Source organism: Dyella ginsengisoli (assembly GCF_044904665.1).
Taxonomy (GTDB): Bacteria; Pseudomonadota; Gammaproteobacteria; order Xanthomonadales; family Rhodanobacteraceae; genus Dyella_A; species Dyella_A ginsengisoli.
Genome location: NZ_JADIKM010000001.1, coordinates 911,436 through 934,795 on the forward strand (window position 1 = coordinate 911,436; position 23,360 = coordinate 934,795).

Here is a 23,360-nt window from a genome sequence, read left to right on the forward strand (position 1 = left end):
GCGCATGTGAAGGCCGGGCACATCGGCTTGAATCGCCCACGCCCGTCCGCATCTTGCGGCTCAGTGGCAGCGGCGCTGCCAATACTTTATTGAGAGGGGATCACCTCATGCGGATGGACAAGCTCACCTCGCGTTTCCAGCAGGCGCTGGCCGACGCGCAGTCGCTGGCGGTAGGGCGCGACAACAACATGCTCGAACCGGTGCACGTGATGGCCGCGCTGCTGGATCAGCAGGGCGGCTCCACGGCGCCGCTGCTGACCCAGGCACAGGTCAACGTGCCGGCGTTGCGTCAGCGCGTGGGCGAGATGCTCGAACGTCTGCCGCAGGTGCGCGGGCAGGAGGGCAACATCAACCTGGGCAACGACCTCAATCGCCTGCTCAACCTCACCGACAAGCTGGCGCAGCAGCGCGGCGACCAGTTCATCGCCAGCGAGCTGTTCGTGCTGGCGGCGCTGGAGGACAAGGGCGAGCTGGGCGGCGCGCTGAAGGCCGCCGGTGCGCAGAAGGCCGCGATCGAGGCCGCGATCGAGAAGCTGCGCGGCGGCGAGAAGGTGCAGAGCGAGAACGCCGAGGAACAGCGCCAGGCGCTGGAGAAATACTGCATCGACCTGACCGAGCGCGCCGAGAGCGGCAAGCTCGACCCGGTGATCGGCCGCGACGAGGAGATCCGCCGCACCATCCAGGTGCTGCAGCGGCGCACCAAGAATAACCCGGTGCTGATCGGCGAGCCCGGCGTGGGCAAGACCGCGATCGTCGAAGGCCTGGCCCAGCGCATCACCAAGGGTGAAGTGCCCGAAGGCCTGCGCGATCGGCGCGTGCTGTCGCTGGACATGGGCGCGCTGATCGCCGGCGCGAAATTCCGCGGCGAATTCGAGGAGCGCCTCAAGGCCGTGCTGAACGACCTGGCCAAGCAGGAAGGGCGGGTGATCCTGTTCATCGACGAGCTGCACACCATGGTCGGCGCCGGCAAGGCCGAGGGCTCGATGGATGCCGGCAACATGCTCAAGCCGGCGCTGGCACGCGGCGAGCTGCACTGCATTGGCGCCACCACGCTGGACGAATACCGCAAGTACATCGAGAAGGACGCTGCGCTGGAGCGCCGTTTCCAGAAGGTCTACGTGGGCGAGCCCACGGTGGAGGACACCATCGCGATCCTGCGCGGCCTGAAGGAGCGCTACGCGGTGCACCACGGCGTGGAGATCACCGACCCGGCGATCGTCGCCGCGGCCACGCTGTCCAACCGCTACATCCCCGACCGCCAGCTGCCGGACAAGGCGATCGACCTGATGGACGAGGCCGCCTCGCGCATCCGCATGGAGATCGACTCCAAGCCGGAAGAGCTCGATCGTCTCGAGCGCCGGTTGATCCAGCTGAAGATCCAGCGCGAGATGCTGAAAAAGGAGAAGGACGAGGAGTCGAAGAAGCGCCTCGCCGACCTGGAGAGCGACATCGACAAGCTGGAGCGCGAGTTCTCCGACCTCAACGAGATCTGGAAATCGGAAAAGGCCGCGCTGCAGGGTGCGACCAAGGTGAAGGAGCAGATCGAGGCCGCGCGCGTCGAGCTGGAGGCGGCCCAGCGTCGGCAGGACTACGCCACCATGAGCGAGATCCAGTACGGCCGCATGCCGGAGCTGGAGAAGCAGCTCGCCGCGGCGCAGGCGGCCGAGCAGCAGGGCGACTTCAAGCTGGTGCAGGATCGCGTCACCGCCGAGGAGATCGCCGAGGTCGTCTCGCGCTGGACCGGCATCCCGGTCAGCAAGATGCTCGAGGGTGAGCGCGAGAAATTGCTGAAGATGGAAGACGCGCTGCACGCGCGGGTGGTCGGCCAGGAGGAGGCGATCAAGGTGGTCGCCGATTCGGTGCGCCGCTCGCGTGCGGGCCTCTCCGATCCCAACCGGCCCAGCGGCTCGTTCCTGTTCCTCGGTCCCACCGGCGTGGGCAAGACCGAGCTGTGCAAGGCGCTGGCCGAGTTCCTGTTCGACTCGGCTGACGCGATGGTACGCATCGACATGAGCGAGTTCATGGAGAAGCACGCGGTGTCGCGGCTGGTCGGCGCGCCCCCGGGCTACGTCGGCTACGAAGAGGGCGGCTACCTCACCGAGGCGGTGCGTCGCCGGCCGTACAGCGTGATCCTGCTGGACGAGGTGGAGAAGGCGCATCCGGACGTGTTCAACATCCTGCTGCAGGTGCTGGACGACGGTCGCCTCACCGACGGCCAGGGGCGCACGGTGGACTTCCGCAACACGGTGATCGTGATGACCTCCAACCTCGGCTCGCAGCAGATTCAGGACATCGCCGAAAACAGCGGCGCCGACGCCAACTCGGCCGAGGCGTACACGCAGATGAAGGCGGCGGTGATGGGCGTGGTGCAGGGCCACTTCCGGCCGGAGTTCATCAACCGGCTGGACGACATCGTGGTGTTCCATCCGCTGACCCGGCCGGAGATCCGGCAGATCGCGCGAATCCAGCTGCGCAGCCTGGAGAAGCGCCTGGCCGAGCGGCAGGTGGGCCTGACCATCAGCGAGAAGGCGCTGGACCTGCTCGGCGATGTCGGCTTCGACCCCGTCTACGGCGCACGGCCGCTCAAGCGGGCGATCCAGCAGCAGGTGGAAAACCCGCTGTCGCGCGAAATCCTCGAAGGACGGTTCCCGGCCGGCACGACGGTGGCCGTGGATGCCGAGGGCGGCCACCTGGTGTTCGGCAAGGTCTGAGCCACCCGGTCCTCGCAACGAAGAAGCCCGCCAATCGGCGGGCTTCTTCGTTGCGGCATCAACTCGGACGGCTTACCAGTGATACGCCACGGTGGCGTAGTAGTAGGCGCCGCTGAAACCGTACGGCGAGGAGTTCGGGTACGGCAGGATGATGTTGAAGGCGCTGGTGCGCGGCTGGTTCTTGTCGGGGTACTCGTTGGTGACGTTGTTGCCGCCGACGCTGAAGGTCCAGTCGTTCCAGTTGTAGCTGGCCGACAGGTCCAGCAGGAAGGTCGAGCCGAAGGTCTGATCGCCGCTGGGCACGGTGGCGAACGTGGTCCATTCGCCGTAGCGGGTGAGCTGGCCGTGGAAGCTCCAGTTGTTCACCGACCAGTCGCCGGCGACGAAGGCCTTGGTCTTGGGTGTGCCCTTGGTGATGCGGCCCTGCTCGGCGCGGTCGATGATCTGCAGCGTGAGGCCGGCCAGGCCCAGCTGCGGCGGATTCGGCGCGATGTTGCGAATGGTGGTCTTGTTGTAGTTGAAGCCGCCGGTGAGCTTGAGCGAGGAGTTCTGCAGCTCGATCGGATAGGTGGAAACCAAGTCCACGCCGCGGGTGCGCGTGTCGACGGCGTTGGTGAAGAAGCGACCGCCGCTGACGAACGGGATGCCGACCGAGGTCAGGTAGTTCTGCACCGCGCTGCCGACCAGGTTGCCACTGAGGATGATGCGGTGGTCGATGTCGATCTGGTACAGATCCAGCGTGGTGTACAGGCCGCTGGACGGCGTGAGCACGAGCCCCAGGCTGTAGTTGCGCGACTTCTCCGGCTTGAGGTTCTGCGCGCCCAGCGCCTGTGCGGCCGGATCGCTGACCGGGAAGGTGCGGATGGTGTAGGGCACCAGCACACCGTTGCCGGTGTTGACGAAGTTGATCGCGGTCGAGGAGTAGTACTCCTGCTGCAGAGACGGCGCGCGGAAGCCGTTGGACACGGTGCCACGCAGCGCCACGGTGTCATTGAACGCATACCGGCCCGAGGCCTTCGCCGAGGTGGTGCTGCCGAAGTCGCTGTAGTGCTCGTAGCGCGCGGCGAGGCCGGCGGAGAACTTGTAGGTCAGGTCGCTTTCCAGATCGACGTAAACCGCGTGGCTGTTGCGGCCGTGCGTGCCCGCATCGCCCGGCTGGTAGCCCGGGAACACCTGGGCGCCCGCGCCGGCGTAGGAGGCGGCGTCACCCTGCTTGATGGTGAACTTCTCGTGGCGGTATTCCAGGCCCCAGGCCACGGTCAGCGGGCTCTGCAGGCCGCTGACGTCGAAGTCACGGCTGAAGTCGCTGTTGAACGCGTCCTGCCGGTTGGTCAGCGTGCCGATGTAGAAGCCGGTCGGCGAGGTCGGGTCGAGCGAATAGTTGTAGGTGTCGGCGGTGTTGAGTTTCCAGTGGTTGCCGCCGGTATTGGCGCTGAGGTCGTAGTTCCAGCCGGCCACCTTGCCGCGCACGCCGAGCACCTCGGAGTCGTCGCGGATGGCGCTGTTCTCGATCGGCAAATAGCCGCTGGGATACTGAGCCAGCGCGCCGGGATACTTGGTGTCGTAGGTCGATAGCGAGCGGAAGAAGCCGCCGGCACTCACGTTGCGCTTGTTGAACAGGGTGAAGGCGTACAGCTGCGCGTTCGGCGTCAGGTCGTACTGCGCGTTGATCGCCGCCTGCTTGGAGCGGGTCAGCGGCAGGCCGTAGTGGAAGGTGACCGTGTTGTAGGTCGGGTCGGCCGGATAGCGCTGGTCGGGGCCGGCGCGGTTGGTCGGATCCTGATGGGTGACGTTGGCGCTCAGATGTACCCAGCCCTTGTCGCCCAGCTTGAAGCCGCCGTCGGCGCCGCCCTGCCAGGTCTTGCCGTCGCCAGTGTCGTAGCGGCCGCCGGTCAGGCTGACCGAGCCGTGCTCGGCGCCGCCCTTGAGGATGATGTTGATCACGCCGGCGATGGCGTCGGAGCCGTATTGGGCGGCCGCGCCGTCACGCAGCACTTCCACGTGGTCGATCGCATTGACCGGGATCGCATTGATGTCCACCGGCGAGGAACCGCGGCCGAGCGAACCGTTGACGTTGACGATCGCGGTGGGGTGCTGGCGCTTGCCGTTGATCAGCACCAGCGTGTGGTCCGGCGCCAAGCCGCGCAGCTGGGCGGGCTGGGTGGCGTCCGTCGCGTCGGTCACCGACGGCTGGGGAAAGTTGAACGAAGGCAGCAGGGTGCGCAGCGCCGAGGCCAGGTTGGGTGCGCCGGTGTTCTGCAGGTCCTGCGGGGTCAGCACGTCGATCGGCGCGAGCGAGGTGGATTCGGTGCGATCGAACGAGCGCGTGCCGGTAACCACCACGGTCTGCAGCTGGGTGGTCTTCTTGTCGCCTTGCTTGGCGGCGGCATCCTGGGCGGTGGCGGCCTGCGAGAGCGCGAGCAGGGTGGCGGCGGCAAGGGCGGTGCGGGTCAACAGCGGTCGTGCGGACATGGATGGTTCTCCCCAGATGACGGATCGCGTCTGTGCGCGATGAAAGTCCTTGCAGCGAAACGGCGCCGATCGCGATTTGTTGCGATGCGACATATATCCCTTGACTGCGAAACTAGGCAGGCATGGGGCCGGTGTCAACCAGACGTTAGTAATGTGTTGTCATGAAGCCGGCCCACACCGGTGGCCTGTCGCGCTTGAAATGTGTCGGCAAGCCGCCATAGTCGGCGCCAGCCCGATGCTCCACGGAGATTTCCCCATGCCCATTTACGCCTTCGCCTGCCAGGCCTGCGGCCACAGCTTCGATCGTTTGCAGAAGCTCTCCGACGCCGATCCGACCGTCTGCCCGGCCTGTGGTGCCGAGCAGGTGCAGCGGCAGGTGACCGCACCGTCATTCCGCCTCGCCGGCAGCGGCTGGTACGAGACGGACTTCAAGAAGGACGGCGACAAGAAGCGCAATCTGGCCGGTGACTCGGCGGCTGCGCCGGCGCCGGCTGCAGCCGCGGCGGCTCCCGCGCCCGCCGCGGCGACAGCGGCCGGCAGCGCCGACTGAACGAAGGGCGCATGAACGTGCGCGGATTCAATCGCCGTTCGGGAGCATCTCGCTAGCGTCCGCCCACCATCACCGGAGGGGCACCATGCGATCACTTTTCGCCGCGGCACTGGTTGGGGTTCTGGGCGCAGCTGCGCTGCTTTGCGCATCGGCCCCGTTGCGGGCCCAGGGTTGGAACGACCCGGTGCGCTGTGCCAGCAACGACGGCCACTACGCCCGTTGCGCGATGCCCTGGCGCGACGCGCGCCTGATGAAGCAGGAGTCCAAGGCCGCGTGCGTGCGTGGCGACACCTGGGGCGTCGACCGCAGCGGCGTGCTGTGGGTGGATCGCGGCTGCCGCGGCCTGTTCGTGGCGGGCGATCGCTGGGGCGGCGATGGTGACGGCGACCGCTACCGTGATCGTCACGACGATCGCGGCGGTTACCGCGACGGCTACGGCGATCGTTACGGCCGCGGCCGTGACGACGATGACCGCGGCTCCTGGCGCCCGGGGCCGGGCTGGGATCGCCAGATCCGCCTGCAGTGCGACAGCAACAAGAAGCGCTACCAGATGTGCCAGGTGGACGTGGGCCGCCGTGGCTACGTGCGGCTGGTCCGCCAGCTGTCCGACGCGCGCTGCACCGAGGACTACAGCTGGGGCTGGAACCGGGCGGGCGTATGGGTCGCCCACGGCTGCCGCGCCCAGTTCGTGGTCGATCGCCGCTGGTAGCGGCCACGTCGGCCATCCGGCGGCCGCGCGGCGGGCGTGGCCGCCGCCTGCGGTGATACCATTCCGGGCCTTTTCATCGCCTCACGCCGCCGCCGCGGCCCGGAGTTTCAAGCGCATGCGCACGCATTACTGCGGACTCATCGACGAGTCCCTGGTCGGCCAGACCGTCACCCTGTGCGGCTGGGTCAACAAGACCCGCCTGCAGTCCCACGTTGCCTTCATCGACCTGCGCGATCACGAAGGGCTGGCCCAGGTGGTGGTGGAGCGCGAGAACGCCGACGCATTCGCCGTGGCCGGCGAGGTGGGCTACGAGTATTGCCTGCGCGTGACCGGCACGATCCGCGCGCGGCTGTCGATCAACGACAAGCTGAAGACCGGCACGGTGGAGCTGCTGGCCGACACGGTGGAGATTCTCAACGCGGCGAAGGACCTGCCCTTCGCGCTGCACGAGAACCCCAACGAGGACATGCGGATGACCTACCGCTACCTCGATCTGCGCCGGCCCGAGATGCAGGCGATGATGCGCAAGCGCATCAAGCTGGTGCAGGCACTGCGCCGCTACCTCGACGAGCGCGGCTTCCAGGACATCGAGACACCGATCCTGACCAAGGCGACGCCCGAGGGTGCGCGAGACTACCTGGTGCCCAGCCGCGTGCATCCGGGTCAGTTCTACGCGCTGCCGCAGTCGCCGCAGCTGTTCAAGCAGATCCTGATGATGGCCGGCTTCGACCGCTACTACCAGATCGCCCGCTGCTTCCGCGACGAGGACCTGCGCGCCGACCGCCAGCCCGAGTTCACCCAGCTCGACCTGGAGTTCGCCTTCGTCGAAGAGCAGGACGTGCAGGACTTCGTGGAGGAACTCATCCGCCACGTGTTCCGCGAAGTGCAGGGCGTGGAGCTGGACGCCGCCTTCCCGCGCATGACCTGGATCGATGCGATGCGCCGCTTCGGCTCGGACAAGCCGGACCTGCGCATCGCGCTGGAGCTGGTCGACGTCGCCGACGCGCTCAAGCACGTCGAGTTCAAGGTGTTCGCCGAACCCGCCAACGACGTGGCCGGCCGCGTCGCTGCGCTGCGCGTGCCGGAAGCGGCCACGCTGTCGCGCAAGGAAATCGACACGCTCACCGAGTTCGTCGCCCGCTACGGTGCCAAGGGCCTGGCGTGGATCAAGGTGGAGGATCTGGCCAAGGGCCGCGAGGGCATCAACTCGCCGGTGGCGAAGTTCCTCGACGACGCGGCGCTGGACGGCCTGCTCAAGGCGACCGGCGCGCAGACCGGCGACATCGTGTTCGTCGGCGCCGGCAAGTGGAAGACCGTCACCGACTTCATGGGTGCGCTACGCCTGAAGGTCGGCAAGGATCGCGGCCTGGTCGAGAACAGCTGGAAGCCGTTGTGGGTCACCGACTTCCCGATGTTCGAGTATGACGAGGAGGAAAAGCGCTTCGTCGCCCTGCATCACCCGTTCACCGCGCCGAAGGTCGACGATATCGCCGACCTCAAGGCGAACGCCGCCAACGCGGTGAGCCGCGGCTACGACATGGTGCTCAACGGCAACGAGATCGGCGGTGGCTCGATCCGTATCCATCGCCCGGACATGCAGAGCGCCGTGTTCGAGCTGCTGGGCATCGGCGCGGAAGAGGCCGAGATGAAGTTCGGCTTCCTGCTCAAGGCGCTCAAGTTCGGCGCGCCGCCGCACGGTGGCCTGGCGTTCGGTATCGACCGCATCGCCGCCCTGATGGCCGGCACCGAGTCGATCCGCGACGTGATCGCCTTCCCCAAGACCACCAGCGCGCAGGACCTGATGACCGATGCACCCTCGCCGGTGGCCCCGACGCAGCTCAAGGAGCTGCACGTGGCCGTGGCGGCGACGGAGCCGGCCAAGGCGGTTTGATGACCCGGCTGCGGTCGACGCGATGGCTCGGCCGGCGCGTCGCGGTGGCGCCACGTCGCGTCGATCCGCAAGGTCTCGCGCGATGATCGAGCACGTCATCCTGCTGCATGGCCTGTGGATGCGCGGCTTCGCGCTGGCCATGCTGCACCGGCGGATGATGGAGGCCGGCTTCCGCATCCATCGGTTCGACTACCTCAGCGTGGCCAACACGCAGGAGCGCATCCTGGAACGGCTGCACGAGCGGATGGTCGAGCTGGCCGAGTCCGGCGGCGCGGTGCATCTGGTGGGGCACAGCCTGGGGGGGCTGCTGGCCTTGCAGGTGTGCCACGGCGCCGTGGACCTGCCGCCCGGTCGCGTGGTGTGCCTGGGCTCGCCCCTGCGCGGCAGCGCCGCGGCACGCGAATTTTCCGGTCTGGGCCGCAGCGGCGAGGTGCTGCTCGGCCACAACCGCGACCTGCTCGAAAAAGGCTTCGAGCGCTGGGACGGCCCGCGCGAGGTCGGCATGATCGCCGGCCGCTCGCCGATCGGCCTGGGCGCCGTGCTGGCCCACATCGAGGGCGAGCACGACGGCACCGTGGCAGTGTCCGAGACGCGGCTGCCCGGACTGGCCGATCACTGCGTGGTCGATACCAGCCACACCGGCCTGCTGTTTTCCGCCGACGTGGCGCGGCTCACGGCGCGCTTCCTGCGCGAGGGCCGCTTTGCCGATGCCGCGGCAGGCGAGCTTCCTGCCACGGGCTGAGCGCAGGCCACCGCCGCGTGGCGGATAGAGTAAAATTCCGCGCTTCATCAACAGATCAGGTTGTGCAGCGCCATGGGTAGAGGCCCGTCCATCGAAGGTCGCAAGAACGCCGAAGACGCCAAGCGCGCCAAGGTGTTCACCAAGCTCATCCGCGAAATCACCGTGGCCACCCGCGCCGGCGTGGCCGATCCGGCCGGCAATCCGCGCCTGCGCGCGGCGGTGGACAAGGCGTTGTCGGCCAACATGCCCAAGGACACCATCGAGCGCGCAATCAAGCGCGGCTCCGGTGCCGACGGCGGCGCCAACATGGAAGAGCTGCGCTACGAGGGCTATGGCCCGGCCGGCATTGCGCTGATCATCGAATGCTTCACCGACAACCCCACCCGCACTGTGGCCGACGTGCGCCACGCGCTGACCCGCCACGGCGGCAACCTCGGCACCAGCGGCTCGGTGGCGTTCCAGTTCACCCGCTGCGGCGAGATCGTGTTCGCCACCGGCGGCAACGAGGCGGCCGAGGAAAAGGTGCTGGAGGCTGCGCTCGAGGCGGGCGCCGACGACGTGGTGAACGAGCACGGCGAGAGCACCGTGCTGTGCGCGCCGGAGAACTTCGAAGCCGTGCAGCAGGCGCTGATCGCCGCGGGGCTGGAGTCGTCGCATGCCGGCGTGGTGATGCGTCCGAACAACCGCGTGGCGGTGCCGGACGAAGCGCAGGAGACGCTGCAGGATCTGCTCGAACGCCTCGATGCGCTCGACGACGTCAGCGAGGTTTATCACAACGCGCTGCTGCCGGCCGAGGCTGCCGGCTGATGCAGCCACGCCCCGAGGCCGCGCTGCGACCGCGTCTTCCATGACCACCCGCATCCTCGGCATCGACCCCGGCAGCCAGCGCACCGGCGTGGGCATCATCGACGTGGACGGGCAAGGCAGGTTGTCGCACGTCTTCCACGGCGCGCTCGTCGTGGCCGGCGAGGCCACGTTCCCGCTGCGCCTGAAACGCATCTTTGACGGCCTGTGTGACATCATCGCCGCCCATCAGCCGGCCGAGTGCGCGATCGAGCGGGTGTTCATGGCGCGCAATCCGGATTCGGCGCTGAAGCTGGGACAGGCCAGGGGCGCCGCGATCTGTGCGGTGGTCAGTCAGGGGATCGTGGTGCACGAGTACGCAGCAACCGAAGTGAAGCAGTCGGTGGTCGGCAGCGGCCGCGGCGACAAGACCCAGGTACAGCACATGATCGGCATCCTGCTCGGGCTGAAGGGGCCGCTGCAGGCTGATGCGGCCGATGCGCTGGCGATCGCCGTCACCCACGCGCACACGCGTTCGAGCCTGGCCCGCGTCGGTATTCCGCGTACGGCGTGGAGGCGTGGACGATGATCGGTCGCCTGCGCGGCACGCTCGTTTCGAAGCAGCCGCCGTGGCTGCTGATCGACGTCGGTGGCGTGGGTTACGAGCTCGAAGCGCCGATGTCGACCATCTACGACTTGCCGGCCACCGGAAAGGAAGTGATCCTGCTCACCCACCACGCGGTGAAGGAAGACAGCGTGGCGCTGTACGGCTTCATGCACGAATCCGAGCGCACGCTCTTCCGCAACCTGCTCAAGGTAAGCGGCATCGGGGCGAAGATCGCGCTGGCCGTGCTGTCGGGCGTGTCGACCAGCGACTTCGCGCGGCTGGTGCACGCCGGTGACGTGGTGGCATTGACCAAGATTCCCGGCATTGGCAAGAAGACCGCCGAGCGCATCGTGGTGGAACTGCGTGATCGGGTGGACGGACTCACGGTGAGTCTGCCCGGCATGCCGGCGAGCGCGGCCGGGCCGCTCGATGCGTCCGGCGAGGCGACGGTGGCGCTGCAGCAGCTCGGCTACAAGCCGGCCGAAGTCACGCGCCTGGTGCAGAAGGTCGCCGCCGACGGCGACAGCGCCGAGGCCATCATTCGCAAGGCACTGCGCGCCGCGCTCGGCGGCTAGGGCAGTGGGGAACGCCATGAACCAGCCAACCCAAGCTCCGCCCTCGACCGACGCCGGTGGCGCCGACGCCACCCATGGCAGCCGCTCGGCGCTGATCCTCGGTGCCATCGGCGTGGTGTTCGGCGACATCGGCACCAGCCCGCTGTACACCATGCACGAGACCTTCCTGCCCGAGCACGGCCTGCATCCGCGGCCGGCGACGGTACTGGGCATCCTCTCGCTGATCACCTGGTCGCTGATCCTGGTAGTGGCGGTGAAGTACGTGAGCCTGGTGATGCGCGCCGACAACAAGGGCGAGGGCGGCATCATGGCGTTGATGACGCTGGCCCAGCGCGCGGTGGGCCAGTCCACCCGCATGCGCAAGCTGGTGGTGCTGATGGCGTTGCTAGGCGCGGCGCTGTTCTTCGGCGACGGCGTGATCACGCCGTCGATCTCGGTGCTGTCGGCGGTGGAGGGCCTGGAGGTGGCGGCGCCCGCGTTGTCGCACTGGGTGGTGCCGCTCACGGTGGCGGTGCTGCTGGGCCTGTTCTGGATGCAGCGGCACGGCACGGCCAAGGTCGGTGCGGTGTTCGGCCCGATCATGGTGCTGTGGTTCCTCAGCCTGGGCGTGATCGGTGTGTGGAACATCATCCAGGCGCCGGGCGTGCTGTACGCGCTCAACCCCTGGTATGCGGTGCAGTTCTTCATGACCCACGGCGCGGCCTCGGCGCTGGCGCTGGGTTCGGTGGTGCTGTGCGTGACCGGTGCCGAGGCGCTTTACACCGACATGGGCCACTTCGGCCGCTTCCCGATCCGTGCCGCGTGGTTCTTCTTCGTGATGCCGGCGCTGCTGCTCAACTACTACGGGCAGGGCGGGCTGCTGCTGGTCGATCCGACCGCGATCGACAACCCGTTCTATCACTCCGTGCCGGACTGGGCGCTCTACCCGATGATCGCGCTGGCCACGGCCTCCACGGTGATCGCCTCGCAGGCGGTGATCTCCGGTGCGTTCACCGTGACGCGCCAAGCGATCCAGCTCGGCTTCGTGCCGCGCATGCAGGTGGTGCACACCTCGCGCGAGGCGATCGGGCAGATCTTCCTGCCGTGGGTGAACCGTGCGCTGATGGTGGCGGTGATCGCCACGGTGGTGAGCTTCGGCTCGTCCAATGCGCTGGCCGGCGCCTACGGCATCGCGGTGACCGGCACCATGGCGATCGACACCGTGCTGGTGATGATCGTGGCGCGGCGCATGTGGCACTGGAGCCGCACTTTGGTAGTCCTCACCGCGGCCGTGCTGCTGGTGATCGACTTGAGCTACTTCGGCGCGAACACGCTGAAGATCCTGCAGGGCGGCTGGTTCCCGCTGGTGCTCGGCCTGATCATGTTCGTGGTGATGACCACCTGGCGACGCGGCCGCGACCTGGTGGTGCGCGAGATCAAGCAGGGCGGCCTGGCGCTGAAGCCATTCATCGCCAACATCGCCGAGCATCCGCCACTGCGCGTGCCGGGTACGGCGGTGTTCCTCACCGCCAACCAGGAGGCGGTGCCGCACGCGCTGCTGCACAACCTCAAGCACAACAAGGTGCTGCACGAGCGCAACGTGCTGCTAACCGCCGAGACGCTGGAGACCCCGGTGGCCGAGGCCGACGAGCGCATCCAGGTGGAAGAACTGGGCGGCGGCTTCTACAGCCTCACCCTGCGCTTCGGCTTCGCCGAGGATCCCAACATTCCGCTGGCGCTGGCGCAGTGCTCGCGCAGCGGCCTGCCGTTCGACCTGATGGACACCACGTTCTTCCTGTCGCGCGAAACGATCGTTGCCGACGCGCGCCGTCCGGGCATGGCGCTGTGGCGCGACAAGTTGTTCGCCTTCATGGCGCGCAACGCGCTGCCTGCCACGGCGTTCTTCCAGATCCCCGGCAACCGGCTGATCGAGCTGGGCGCGCAGGTGGAGATCTGATCCGCTTGCGGATCGGATCTCCAGCGCGATCCACGGAGCTACCGCTGGGCCAAGCCAGGCGGTAGCGAGCCGAAGAAGTGCGGGAAAGCACTTCCCTGGCTGACGGACACGACTGCTTTTGCCTTTGACCTCTGTCCCACGCAAGAGCGCATACCGCCATAATGGCGACATGACCGACCGCATCATCACCGCCGCCGCCCAGCTCGACGACGACGCGCTGGAAGCCACCATCCGGCCCCGGCGGCTGGCCGAATACCTGGGCCAGCAGGCGGTGCGCGAGCAGCTGTCGATCTACATTGAGGCAGCCAGGAAGCGCGGCGGGGCGCTGGATCACGTGCTGATCTTCGGGCCGCCGGGGCTGGGCAAGACCACGCTCAGCCATGTGATCGCCAACGAGCTCGGCGTCAACGTGCGCTCCACCTCCGGCCCGGTGCTGGAGCGCGCCGGCGATTTGGCAGCGCTGCTGACCAACCTCGAGCCGCACGACGTGCTCTTCGTCGACGAGATCCATCGCCTGTCGCCGGTGGTCGAGGAAGTGCTGTATCCGGCGATGGAAGACTTCCAGATCGACATCATGATCGGCGAGGGACCGGCCGCCCGTTCGATCAAGCTGGACCTGCCGCCGTTCACCCTGATCGGCGCCACCACGCGAGCCGGGATGCTTACGGCCCCTTTGCGCGACCGCTTCGGCATCGTGCAGCGGCTGGAGTTCTACACCGCCGACGAGTTGACCGACATCGTCCGCCGCGCGGCAAAGATCCTCGGCATCGCCTGCGAAATGGAAGGCGCGCAGGAGATTGCCCGTCGCGCCCGCGGCACCCCGCGCATCGCCAACCGCCTGCTGCGCCGCGTGCGCGACTATGCCGAGGTGCGCGCCGAGGGTGCCATCACGCTGGCCGCGGCGCAGGCCGCGCTGGGTATGCTGAAGGTCGATCCGCAGGGCTTCGACGAGCTGGACCGCCGCCTGCTGACCTTGATCATCGAGAACTTCGACGGCGGTCCGGTCGGCGTCGAGTCGCTGGCCGCCGCGCTCAGCGAGGATCGTGGCACGCTGGAGGACGTGGTCGAACCGTACCTGATCCAGCAGGGCTATCTGGTGCGCACCGCGCGCGGACGGATGGTCAGCGCCAAGGGCTGGCGGCATCTGGGCCTCGCACCGCCGCCGCGCCAGGCGCTGGCGCCGGACCTGTTTGCCGCCGAGGCGGATGAGCCCTGATCCATCAAGGGAGCCGGCCCGGTCGGTCCGATCCGCGCCCCATCCTTTCGTCGCAGGAAATCACGACCATGCCTCCGTTCCACTGGCCCGTGCGCGTCTACTGGGAAGACACCGATGCCGGTGGCGTGGTCTACCACGCCAGCTACCTGCGTTTCATGGAACGCGCCCGCAGCGAGTGGCTGCGCAGCCTTGGCGTCGAGCAGTCGGCATTCAAGGCGCGCACCGGACTGGCCTTCCTGGTGCGCTCGATGCACATCGATTTCCTCAAGGCTGCCCTGCTGGACGATGAACTGCTCGTGACGGTCGAAGTCAAAGAACGCCGCGCTGCCAGTATCCTTTTCGGCCAGACCATCCAGCGCCGCGACGGTACCGGGCTCATCCAGGCCCAGGTGCGCGTGGCGTGCGTCGACGTCGAGCGCATGGTGCCGGTACGGATACCGGACGACGCCATTCCCGGCCTCACCCCCTGATCTTATTTCCGCGGAGAACTCCCAAGCCATGAACGGTGGACTGAACATTTTCAAGCTGATCGCGGAAGCGAGCCTGCCCGTGCAGCTGGTGATGCTCGTGTTGCTGGCGTTCTCCTTCATGTCGTGGGTCATCATCATCCGCAAGTACTCGCAGATGAAGGCAGCGATGGAGAGTGCCGAGGCGTTCGAGGAGCGCTTCTGGTCCGGCGGCGACCTGGCCCAGCTGTTCCGCGAGGTGAGCAATGGCGGCAGCGAGAACGGCGGCATGGAGACCATCTTCGAGTCCGGCTTTCGCGAATTCGCTCGCCAGCGCCAGCGCAAGCTCAGCGACATGCGCGTGGTGATGGAGAGCTCCGAGCGCGCCATGCGTGTGGCCGGCACCCGCGAGATCGGGCTGCTGGAGCGCAACCTGGAGTTCCTCGCCAACGTCGGTTCGATCAGCCCGTACGTCGGCCTGTTCGGCACGGTGTGGGGCATCATGGGCGCCTTCCAGGGTCTGGGCGAAATGAAGGACGTCACCATTGCCGCCGTCGCGCCGCACATTTCCGAGGCGCTGATCGCCACCGCAATGGGCCTGTTCGCCGCGATTCCGGCCGTGTGGGCCTACAACCGCTACGCCAACCGGGTCGAGCGCATCGCCTCGCGCTACGAGGTGTTCCAGGAGGAGTTCTCCTCGGTGCTGCAGCGGCAGATCCAGTCCGACGACGTCCGCTGAGGCCTGCCACCATGCGCCCCAGCCACCGCAAGCGGCACAAGCTCAAGTCCGAGATCAACGTCGTGCCCTACATCGACGTGATGCTCGTGCTGTTGATCATCTTCATGGTCACCACGCCGATGCTCAATGCGAACGTCGACGTGAATCTCCCGCAGGCCAATGCCCGCTCGCTGAAGGACAAGAAGGACCCGGTGATCATCTCCGTGGGCTCCGACGGCAAGCTGTTCCTCACCCTCGGCGATGCCAAGAAGGAAGCCATCGACGAGGAAGGGCTCAAGACCAAGGTCGGTGCTTTCGTGAAGGCCAACCCGGACATCAGCGTGCTGGTGGCCGGCGACCGTGACGGCAAGTACGACGGCGTCTATCAGGTGCTGGCCGACCTGCAGCAGGCCGGCGTGGCCAAGGTCGGCCTGATGAGCCAGCCGCCGCAGGGGACGAGCGCGTCCGATGGACGAAAGTAAGCGCACGCCCATGGCCGTGGTGCTGGCGGCCGTCCTGCACCTGGGCATCCTGGCGTTTCTCTACCTGGCCATCCTGCCGTGCACCACGTTCGAGAAGTGGTTCGAGCTGCTGCACCTGCCGGCCGGCTGGAACCCGATCGCCTGCGCCAAGCCGCTGGAGCTGCCGGGCCAGCCGATCGAGGCCGTGTTGATCGGTCCCACCGGCGCGCCGCCGCCCAAGCCGACCAAGGCCAGGCCCGTGCCTGACACCGTGCCGCCGCCTCCGGCCGTGCCGCCGCCGACGCCCACCGTGCAGGCGCCACAGGTGAAGACGCTGCCGCCGCCTCCCGAGCATCCGGACATCATCGACCAGGAGAAGGTGGTCGCCGACGCCATGCAGAAGGCCGAGGACGCCAAGCGCGAGCAGGAGGAGAAGCAGCGCCAGCGCCAGGCCGAGCTGGACGCCCAGGCGGCCAAGAAGAAGGAAGAGGAAAAGAAGAAGATCGACCAGCTTTTCGCCCAGCTCGACAAGGCGTCGGCCGCGACCCGGCAGGCCGACAACAAGAAGCGACAGGCCGAGCAGCAACTCAAGGACCTCAAGAATGCCAAGGACGACGGCTCGCCGGATCTTCCTGCGGCCGATCAGCGGCAGACTGGCACCAACGGCAAGGACGACAGCCTGCTGGCCAAGTATCAAGCGGCGATTCAGAACGCGGTCACGCAGAACTGGCTGCGCCCGGATAACATGCCGGCTTTGCCGTGCGTTGTGCACATCACCCAGCTGCCTGGCGGCGACGTGATGAGCGCCAAGGTCGACAGCAGCTGCCCGTACGACGAGTCCGGTCGGCGCTCGGTCGAGAACGCGGTGCTGCGTGCGCAGCCGTTGCCCTACAAGGGTTTCGAAAGCGTGTTCCAGCGTGATCTCACCTTCACCTTCAGGCCGCAATGATCAAGCCCATGCGTAAACCCAATCTGCTGCTGGCCCTGGCCTTCCTGCTGTTCGGCACCTTCCTCGCCTCGCCCGTCTGGGCACAGACGCTCAACGTCGATATCGTCGGTGGCGTCAAGACGGCGACCCCGATCGCAGTGGTGCCATTCGCGCAGGACGGCGGTGCGCCGCTGCCGACCGACATCGCCGACGTGATGCGCAACGATTTCAACCGCTCCGGCAAGTTCCGCGCACTGGCCAAGAGCGAGATCGTGGAGTTCCCGTCCAAGGGCTCGGACATCAAGTTTCCCACCTGGCGACTGCTCAAGCAGGACTACATCACCGTGGGCCGCATCAGCGACGCCGGCGGCGGCATGCTCAAGGTCGATTACGAGCTGTGGGACGTGAACAAGCAGCAGAGCCTGCTGGCCCAGTCGATGACCGCCCCGGCCGGCGACCTGCGCGGAGTGGCTCACCAGATCGCCGACCAGATCTACGAGAAGATCACCGGCGTGCGCGGCGCCTTCTGGACGCGCATCGCGTACATCACGGCGGTCGGCCTGGGCAACAACACCACCTACTCGCTGATCGTGGCCGATTCGGACGGCTACAACCCGCAGGTGGTCGCACGCTCGCGCGAATCGCTGCTGTCGCCGGCATGGTCGCCGGACGGTCGCAAGATCGCCTACGTCTCCTTCGAGAGCGGCAACTCCAATGTCTACGTGCAGGACATCACCACCGGCTCGCGCCAACTGGTGGAGTCCCACAGCCGCGGCATCAACGGTGCCCCCGCCTGGTCGCCGGACGGCAGCAAGCTGGCGGTGTCGCTGTCCTACGTGGGCAATCCGGAGATCTTCGTGCTCGATATGGCCACCCGCAAGGAAACGCGGCTGACCAACAACCTGTCGATCGACACCGAGCCGACCTGGTCGGCGGACGGGCAGAGCATCTACTTCACCTCCGACCGCTCCGGCCGGCCGCAGGTCTACAAGATGCCATCCACCGGTGGCGCCCCCGAGCGCATCAGCTTTCAGGGCCAGAACAATGCCGAGGCCTCGGTGAGCTACGACGGCAAGCAGATCGCCATGGTGCAGGGCAACGGTAACGTGTATCGTATTGCTGTCATGGACAACAGTCTGGGCGGACAGGTGCGGTTCCTGTCTCCGGGTCCCATCGACGAGTCGCCCAGCTTTGCCCCGAATGCCAGCATGCTTTTGTACGCCGCCACCGAAGGTCGTCGCGGTGTGCTTTATGCCGTGTCGGCCGACGGCTTGGTCCGCCAGCGCCTCGTGCTTTCCGACGGCGATGTCCGCGAGCCGAGCTGGGGGCCGTACCGGCAGCGTTGAAATTCTCCGGGACGGCAGCCCATCGCCGGCCCGGCAGCCCACGGAGTGGGTCCGTGAGGGCGCTTTCGGGCGTCCTTTCGGTTAAGGGTCGCGGGGTCGTCGACCGCGGCTCGTCAGTCGATGGCGAGGCAACCCGCCATGCCGACTTTTTCAAGTCAAAAGAACAGCCGGACCACCGGCGCCATGCTGTCCCGTAACCGCAATCGTCATTGACTGTCGGAACTCAAACCCGTTTGAAGGAACGTCACCATGAATAAGACCGTTCGCGTCGCCCTGGTCGCCCTGCTTTGCGTTGGCGCGGCCGCCTGCTCCAAGAAGCAGGAAGTGAAGCCCGCCCCGCAGCCGGAGCAGGCCCCCGTCACCCAGCCCGCCCAGAGCGACGGCAAGTACAAGCTCGGCGATCTGGATACCGACGCCTGCCTGCGCCAGCGCGTTGTGTATTTCGATTTCGACAAGACCGAGATCAAGCCGGAGTTCCAGCAGATCATGGCGTGCCACGCCAAGTACCTGCAGGACCGTCCGGAAGCTCACGTCCGTCTCGAGGGCAACACCGACGAGCGCGGCACGCGCGAGTACAACCTCGGCCTCGGCGAGCGTCGTGGCAATGCCGTCTCCGACGCCCTGCAGGCGGCCGGTGGTTCGGCTGGCCAGCTCGAAGTGATCTCCTACGGCAAGGAAAAGCCGGTGTGCCGTGAGCACAACGAGGATTGCTGGAGCAAGAACCGCCGCGTCGAGATCGTCTACACGGCGCAGTAATGAAGATCCGTCTGGCTACTCGTTTTGCAGCCAGCATCGGCATGGCGGGCGCGATTGCGTCCGCCATGCTGGTGGCCGGTCCCGTGTCCGCGCAGGACTCGCGTCTGAGCCTGGCCGAGCGCGTCACGCGCCTTGAGCAACAGGCGCAGAACCAGGACAAGGGCGGTATCGGCATGGTCAATCAGGTGCAGCAACTGCAGGCGCAGGTGCAGCAGCTGCAGGGCCAGATCGAGGAACTGCAGCACCAGCTGCAGCAGCTCGACGACAAGAACAAGGCCCAATACATCGATCTGGATTCACGCATCAGCCGCCTCCAGGGCGCGCCTGCTGCGGGGACCCCGGCAGCAGCGGCGCCCACCGGCGCACCGGCTGCCAACGCCTCCGGCAACACGGCGGCTTCCACGCCCGCATCGCCTGCCAGCAGCGCCAGCGCGCCGCGGGGCGGTGCCGCTCCCGCGCCCGCCGGTGCGGATGAGCAGGCGGCCTACGACACGGCATTCAAGGCGCTTCGCGCCGGCGATTACGCCAATGCCTCGCGCGGCTTCCGCGACTTCATCCAGCAGCACCCGGACAGCTCGCTCGCGCCCAATGCGTGGTATTGGCTGGGTGAGTCGTACTACGTCACCACCAACTATGCGGTGGCCCTCGAGGCGTTCCAGCGCCTGCTGAGCCAGTTCCCGCAGAGCGACAAGGCGCCCGATGCGCTGCTCAAGGTGGGCTATACCCAGTTCGAGCTGAAGAAGACCGGCGAGGCGCAAGCCACGCTGCAGGACGTGATCCGCAAGTACCCCGGCTCGAAGGCGGCCAGTCTGGCGCAGGAGCGCCTGAACCGGATCCAGCTGCAGTCGGCCAACTGAGGCCGCCGTCGTGAGTGGCATCGACACGGGCGTGGCCGAGGCCGAGGCCCGCTCGACCGGGGCGGCGGCCGAGCGGCTGCGCATCACCGAGATCTTCCACTCCGTCCAGGGCGAGGCCGATGCGATCGGCTGGCGCACCGTGTTCATCCGGCTTACCGGCTGCCCACTGCGCTGCGTGTGGTGCGATACCGAATATTCCTTCCACGGCGGCGGCTGGCAGGCGATCGACGACATCCTCGCCGAGGTCGCCCGGCACGAGGTGCGCCACGTCTGCGTGACCGGCGGCGAGCCACTGGCGCAGAAGCGCTGCCTGACCCTGCTGACGCGCCTGTGCGACGCCGGCTATGACGTGTCGCTGGAAACCTCCGGTGCGCTCGACGTGGCCGCGGTCGATCCGCGCGTGCGCAAGGTGATGGACCTCAAGGCGCCCGATTCCGGCGAGAGCGCCCGCAACCTGTGGTCGAACCTCGACCACCTGCTGCCGCACGACCAGGTGAAGATCGTCATCGCCAGCCGTGCCGACTACGAGTGGGCGCGCGGCGTGGTGGCCGAACATGGCATCGATCGCCGCTGCATGGTGCTGTTTTCGCCGGTGCACGGCGCGGTGCAGCCGCGCGACCTGGCCGAATGGATCATCGCCGACCGCCTGCCCGTGCGCTTCCAGCTGCAGCTGCACAAGCTGCTCTGGAACGACGCGCCAGGACATTGAATCCAGGAGTGAGTGCAGAGGAGTGAGAAGTGAGAGAAAAGCCGGGTTCGCCAAAGATGTCGGACGCCGGGCTCTACTCTCACTTCTCACTCCTCTGCACTCACTTCTCGTATTGCGAGGATTGAAGACATGACCGACACCCCCCAACCCAAGGCCGTCGTGCTCGTCTCCGGCGGCATGGATTCGGCCGTCACCATCGCCATCGCGCGCGAGCAGGGCTTCCAGGTGCACGCGCTCAGCGTCGCCTACGGCCAGCGCCACAGCTCCGAGCTGGAGGCGTCGGCACACGTGGCGCGCATGCTCGGTGCGGTGGAGCACAAGACCGTGCAGGTGGACCTGCGCAGCATCGGCGGCTCGGCGCTCACGGCCGACATCGAGGTGCCGCTGGACACCGAGGACGTCGGCATTCCGGTGACCTACGTGCCCGCCCGCAACACCATCATGCTGTCGATCGCGCTCGGCTGGGCCGAGGTGCTCGGCAGCCGCGATATCTGGTGCGGCGTCAATGCGGTGGACTATTCCGGTTATCCCGATTGCCGCCCTGCCTTCATCGAGGCGTTCGAGCAGCTGGCCAACGTGGCGACCAAGGCGGGGGTGGAAGGGCAGGGGTTGCGCATCCATGCGCCGCTTATGCGCATGAGCAAGGCCGACATCGCCCGCGAGGGCGGGCGGCTGGGGGTCGACTTCTCCGCCACGGTCAGTTGCTACCAGGCAGATGCGCAGGGGCGTGCCTGTGGTCATTGCGACGCCTGCCGCCTGCGCGCGCAGGGCTTCCGCGAGGCCGGCCTGCCTGACCCGACACGCTACGTCTGAGCGTGCTTGCTTGTGCCGCTGGCGCAAGCTCCCTAAAATTACCGGCTTGCGTTTGCAAACGCAGCCGCGTCACGCGGGCCGTTAGCTCAGTTGGTAGAGCAGTAGACTTTTAATCTATTGGTCCCGAGTTCGAGTCTCGGACGGCCCACCATCGACGAACCGCCGGGTTGTTTTTCCCCGGCGGTTTTTTTTCGCCCGCGCGTGGCGAGCGGCCACCGTGGAACAATGGTGGCTCCGATGCCTACGTCCCACGGTTCCGCATGAGCAACCCGGCCCCCGCCCTCGACCTGGTGATCTTTGACTGCGACGGCGTGCTGATCGACAGCGAACGCATCACCAACCGCGTATTCGCGCAGATGCTCGGCGAACTGGGCCTGACGGTGAGCGAGGAATACATGGCCGAGCAGTTCTTCGGTCGTTCGGCCGCCGAATCGGTGCGCCGTGCCGAGCAACTGCTCGGTCGCCCACTGCCTGCGGATTTCGAGGAGCGCTACGGCGAGCGCAGCCGAGCCGTGCTGGCGCGCGAGGTCACCCTCATGCCCGGTGTGGCGGACATGCTCGCGGCGATCGAACTGCCCAGCGCCGTCGCCTCCAACGGGCTGCGGGTGAAGATGGAGATCACCCTGCGCGCCACCGGCCTGTTGCCACGCTTCGGCGGACGCTGGTTCTGCATCGATGACGTGGCGCAGGGCAAGCCGGCACCGGATCTCTACCTGCTGGCGGCCCGCACGTTCGCCGCGCGACCCTCGCACTGCGTGGTGGTTGAGGATTCGCCCACCGGCATCGCCGCCGGTCTGGCGGCGGGCATGACGGTGATCGGTTACGCCGCACACACGCCGGCCCAGCGCCTGCTCGCCGCTGGCGCCCAGTTCGTGTTAGACGACATGGCGTACTTGCCGGCCCTGCTGGATGCTGTGGGCCGCGAGCGCGCGTTGCAGCCCGCCTGAGCCATGAGCATGACGACATTTCCACCGATCGCCCTGGCTTCCGACCGGCTCTCCCTGCGACTGCTCGACACGCGTGATGCCGCGGACCTGCTGGCGATCTTCGGCGATCCCGAAGTGGTCCGGTACTGGAGCCAGCCGCCGTGGACCGGCGAGCAGGATGCACTCGGCATGATCGAACGCGACCGCCTCGCCTTCGCCGAGGGTTCGGCCCTGCGGCTGGGCATCGTGTTGCGCTCGTGCGGTCGCGTCGTGGGCACACTGGCCTTGTTCAACCTCAGTCGGCCGAACCGTCGTGCCGAGATCGGCTACGCGCTGGCGCGCGCGCAGTGGGGCCATGGCCTGATGCATGAGGCGCTGGTGCAGTTGGTCGACTGGGCGTTCGATACGCTGCAGCTGCACCGGCTGGAGGCGGATATCGATCCGGCCAACCGGGCATCGGCGCGCAGCCTGCTACGGCTCGGCTTCCAGCGCGAAGGATTGTTGCGCGAACGCTGGATCGTCGATGGCCAGGTGTCGGACACCGAGTTCTATGGATTGCTGGCCTCAGAGTGGCGCGCGGCGCGGGCGCCTTGAGCGCGGGCCCTGCTGGCACCGCTCAGTGCCTGCGATGTGGCTGCATCGCGATGCGGGCCAGATAAATCACGATCACCACGTTGCCGACCAGGATGCCGAGCTTGAGCCAGCTGGCGTGCTCGATCACCTCGTAGGCTTCCAGCGGAACCAGTGAGCCAGTGGCGATCACGGTGAACCATTCGGCCCAGTGCTTGCGCAGCCACAGCCCCACGCCTTCGGTAATGAACAGCGCCGCGTAGGCGAGGGCGATCAGTCCGATCACCACGAAGCGTTGCGGCCCCAGCCCGGCCAGCGCATCGACCAGGTGCTGGCGCAGTGCGCTGGTGCCGCTGAGCGAAAGGTGCTCCAGCCAGTCGATCAACCGGTCGACGTTGCGCTGGCGCTGGAGATGGAAGGCCGCGGCGGCGGCGAACAGCAGTCCCAGCGCCTGCACCATCTTGTACAGGGCGATCAGGCGCAGCCCGAAGCGATGCTGCGCTTCGGGCGTGTCGTCATCGTCCTGGCGGTCGCGCAGGGGATCGGTCATGGCGGGCAGGGATGCGTGGGGAATCGAGCATTGTCGCGGGCCGCACGTGACAGCGCCATCCGCGAATGGTCGCAATACGTGGCGTGCG

23 protein-coding genes and 1 tRNA gene are annotated in these 23,360 nt (G+C 67.2%); 22 read left to right on the plus strand and 2 right to left on the minus strand.

Annotated elements, in window-relative coordinates; translation table 11 throughout:
* The first annotated feature begins 107 nt into the window (after positions 1 to 107).
* The gene (clpB, locus tag ISP17_RS04050; RefSeq protein ID WP_404630281.1) at positions 108 to 2,711 is read left to right on the plus strand and encodes an ATP-dependent chaperone ClpB; all 2,604 of its coding nucleotides are present in this window, start codon (positions 108 to 110) and stop codon (positions 2,709 to 2,711) included.
* 72 nt (positions 2,712 to 2,783) lie between these two features.
* Here clpB and ISP17_RS04055 read toward each other — a convergent pair whose 3' ends face one another.
* Positions 2,784 to 5,183, minus strand: coding sequence for a TonB-dependent receptor plug domain-containing protein (locus tag ISP17_RS04055; protein ID WP_404630283.1), 2,400 nt, complete (start codon positions 5,181 to 5,183; stop codon positions 2,784 to 2,786).
* Between the two features lie 256 nt (positions 5,184 to 5,439).
* Here ISP17_RS04055 and ISP17_RS04060 point away from each other — a divergent pair, with 256 nt between their 5' ends.
* The 21 genes from ISP17_RS04060 to ISP17_RS04160 all read left to right on the plus strand — a co-directional run bounded on the left by ISP17_RS04060 (position 5,440) and on the right by ISP17_RS04160 (position 22,746).
* A complete protein-coding gene (locus ISP17_RS04060; RefSeq protein WP_404630285.1) occupies positions 5,440 to 5,733 on the plus strand; it encodes an FmdB family zinc ribbon protein in 294 nt (97 codons plus the stop codon).
* 85 nt (positions 5,734 to 5,818) lie between these two features.
* Positions 5,819 to 6,442: a DUF3011 domain-containing protein gene (locus tag ISP17_RS04065; protein WP_404630287.1), complete on the plus strand. Its 624-nt coding sequence runs from the start codon at positions 5,819 to 5,821 to the stop codon at positions 6,440 to 6,442.
* Between the two features lie 115 nt (positions 6,443 to 6,557).
* Positions 6,558 to 8,333: an aspartate--tRNA ligase gene (gene aspS, locus ISP17_RS04070; protein WP_404630289.1), complete on the plus strand. Its 1,776-nt coding sequence runs from the start codon at positions 6,558 to 6,560 to the stop codon at positions 8,331 to 8,333.
* An 82-nt stretch (positions 8,334 to 8,415) separates the two neighbouring features.
* A complete protein-coding gene (locus ISP17_RS04075) occupies positions 8,416 to 9,075 on the plus strand; it encodes an esterase/lipase family protein (RefSeq protein ID WP_404630291.1) in 660 nt (219 codons plus the stop codon).
* A gap of 72 nt (positions 9,076 to 9,147) precedes the next feature.
* Entirely contained in the window at positions 9,148 to 9,882 is a 735-nt protein-coding gene (locus ISP17_RS04080) for a YebC/PmpR family DNA-binding transcriptional regulator (protein ID WP_404630293.1), read from the plus strand.
* 40 nt (positions 9,883 to 9,922) lie between these two features.
* Positions 9,923 to 10,447 carry a crossover junction endodeoxyribonuclease RuvC gene (ruvC, locus tag ISP17_RS04085; protein WP_404630295.1) on the plus strand — a complete coding sequence of 175 codons (525 nt, stop codon included), beginning with the start codon at positions 9,923 to 9,925 and terminating at the stop codon, positions 10,445 to 10,447.
* Positions 10,444 to 11,040 carry a Holliday junction branch migration protein RuvA gene (ruvA, locus tag ISP17_RS04090; RefSeq protein ID WP_404630297.1) on the plus strand — a complete coding sequence of 199 codons (597 nt, stop codon included), beginning with the start codon at positions 10,444 to 10,446 and terminating at the stop codon, positions 11,038 to 11,040. Before ruvC ends, ruvA begins: the two co-directional genes overlap by 4 nt.
* Positions 11,041 to 11,056: 16 nt before the next feature.
* Positions 11,057 to 12,976 (plus strand): potassium transporter Kup, encoded by a 1,920-nt coding sequence (locus tag ISP17_RS04095; RefSeq protein WP_404630299.1) that lies wholly within the window; start codon positions 11,057 to 11,059, stop codon positions 12,974 to 12,976.
* 169 nt (positions 12,977 to 13,145) lie between these two features.
* Positions 13,146 to 14,192 (plus strand): Holliday junction branch migration DNA helicase RuvB, encoded by a 1,047-nt coding sequence (gene ruvB / locus ISP17_RS04100; protein ID WP_404630301.1) that lies wholly within the window; start codon positions 13,146 to 13,148, stop codon positions 14,190 to 14,192.
* Complete coding sequence (ybgC, locus tag ISP17_RS04105) at positions 14,189 to 14,662, plus strand: tol-pal system-associated acyl-CoA thioesterase (protein ID WP_404631421.1); 474 nt, start codon at positions 14,189 to 14,191, stop codon at positions 14,660 to 14,662. Before ruvB ends, ybgC begins: the two co-directional genes overlap by 4 nt.
* Before the next feature lie 28 nt (positions 14,663 to 14,690).
* Positions 14,691 to 15,377 (plus strand): protein TolQ, encoded by a 687-nt coding sequence (gene tolQ, locus ISP17_RS04110; RefSeq protein WP_404630303.1) that lies wholly within the window; start codon positions 14,691 to 14,693, stop codon positions 15,375 to 15,377.
* Between the two features lie 11 nt (positions 15,378 to 15,388).
* Positions 15,389 to 15,838 carry a protein TolR gene (gene tolR, locus ISP17_RS04115; protein ID WP_404630305.1) on the plus strand — a complete coding sequence of 150 codons (450 nt, stop codon included), beginning with the start codon at positions 15,389 to 15,391 and terminating at the stop codon, positions 15,836 to 15,838.
* Positions 15,825 to 16,766, plus strand: a complete 942-nt coding sequence (tolA, locus tag ISP17_RS04120) for a cell envelope integrity protein TolA (RefSeq protein WP_404630307.1) — start codon at positions 15,825 to 15,827, stop codon at positions 16,764 to 16,766. The genes tolR and tolA overlap by 14 nt, the downstream gene beginning before the upstream one ends.
* Positions 16,763 to 18,091 carry a Tol-Pal system beta propeller repeat protein TolB gene (gene tolB / locus ISP17_RS04125; protein ID WP_404630309.1) on the plus strand — a complete coding sequence of 443 codons (1,329 nt, stop codon included), beginning with the start codon at positions 16,763 to 16,765 and terminating at the stop codon, positions 18,089 to 18,091. Before tolA ends, tolB begins: the two co-directional genes overlap by 4 nt.
* A gap of 249 nt (positions 18,092 to 18,340) precedes the next feature.
* Positions 18,341 to 18,847, plus strand: a complete 507-nt coding sequence (pal, locus tag ISP17_RS04130; protein WP_404630311.1) for a peptidoglycan-associated lipoprotein Pal — start codon at positions 18,341 to 18,343, stop codon at positions 18,845 to 18,847.
* Positions 18,847 to 19,704, plus strand: a complete 858-nt coding sequence (gene ybgF / locus ISP17_RS04135; RefSeq protein WP_404630313.1) for a tol-pal system protein YbgF — start codon at positions 18,847 to 18,849, stop codon at positions 19,702 to 19,704. Before pal ends, ybgF begins: the two co-directional genes overlap by 1 nt.
* Before the next feature lie 31 nt (positions 19,705 to 19,735).
* A complete protein-coding gene (queE, locus tag ISP17_RS04140; protein ID WP_404631423.1) occupies positions 19,736 to 20,413 on the plus strand; it encodes a 7-carboxy-7-deazaguanine synthase QueE in 678 nt (225 codons plus the stop codon).
* 129 nt (positions 20,414 to 20,542) lie between these two features.
* Positions 20,543 to 21,226, plus strand: coding sequence for a 7-cyano-7-deazaguanine synthase QueC (queC, locus tag ISP17_RS04145; RefSeq protein WP_404630315.1), 684 nt, complete (start codon positions 20,543 to 20,545; stop codon positions 21,224 to 21,226).
* A 75-nt stretch (positions 21,227 to 21,301) separates the two neighbouring features.
* Positions 21,302 to 21,377: transfer RNA gene (locus ISP17_RS04150), tRNA-Lys, on the plus strand.
* 109 nt (positions 21,378 to 21,486) lie between these two features.
* Positions 21,487 to 22,173, plus strand: a complete 687-nt coding sequence (locus tag ISP17_RS04155) for an HAD family hydrolase (RefSeq protein ID WP_404630317.1) — start codon at positions 21,487 to 21,489, stop codon at positions 22,171 to 22,173.
* Between the two features lie 9 nt (positions 22,174 to 22,182).
* Positions 22,183 to 22,746: a GNAT family N-acetyltransferase gene (locus ISP17_RS04160; RefSeq protein WP_404630321.1), complete on the plus strand. Its 564-nt coding sequence runs from the start codon at positions 22,183 to 22,185 to the stop codon at positions 22,744 to 22,746.
* Between the two features lie 22 nt (positions 22,747 to 22,768).
* Here the strand turns inward: ISP17_RS04160 and ISP17_RS04165 are convergent, their stop codons facing one another.
* The gene (locus ISP17_RS04165) at positions 22,769 to 23,272 is read right to left on the minus strand and encodes a DUF2127 domain-containing protein (RefSeq protein WP_404630323.1); all 504 of its coding nucleotides are present in this window, start codon (positions 23,270 to 23,272) and stop codon (positions 22,769 to 22,771) included.
* Positions 23,273 to 23,360: the final 88 nt, after the last annotated feature.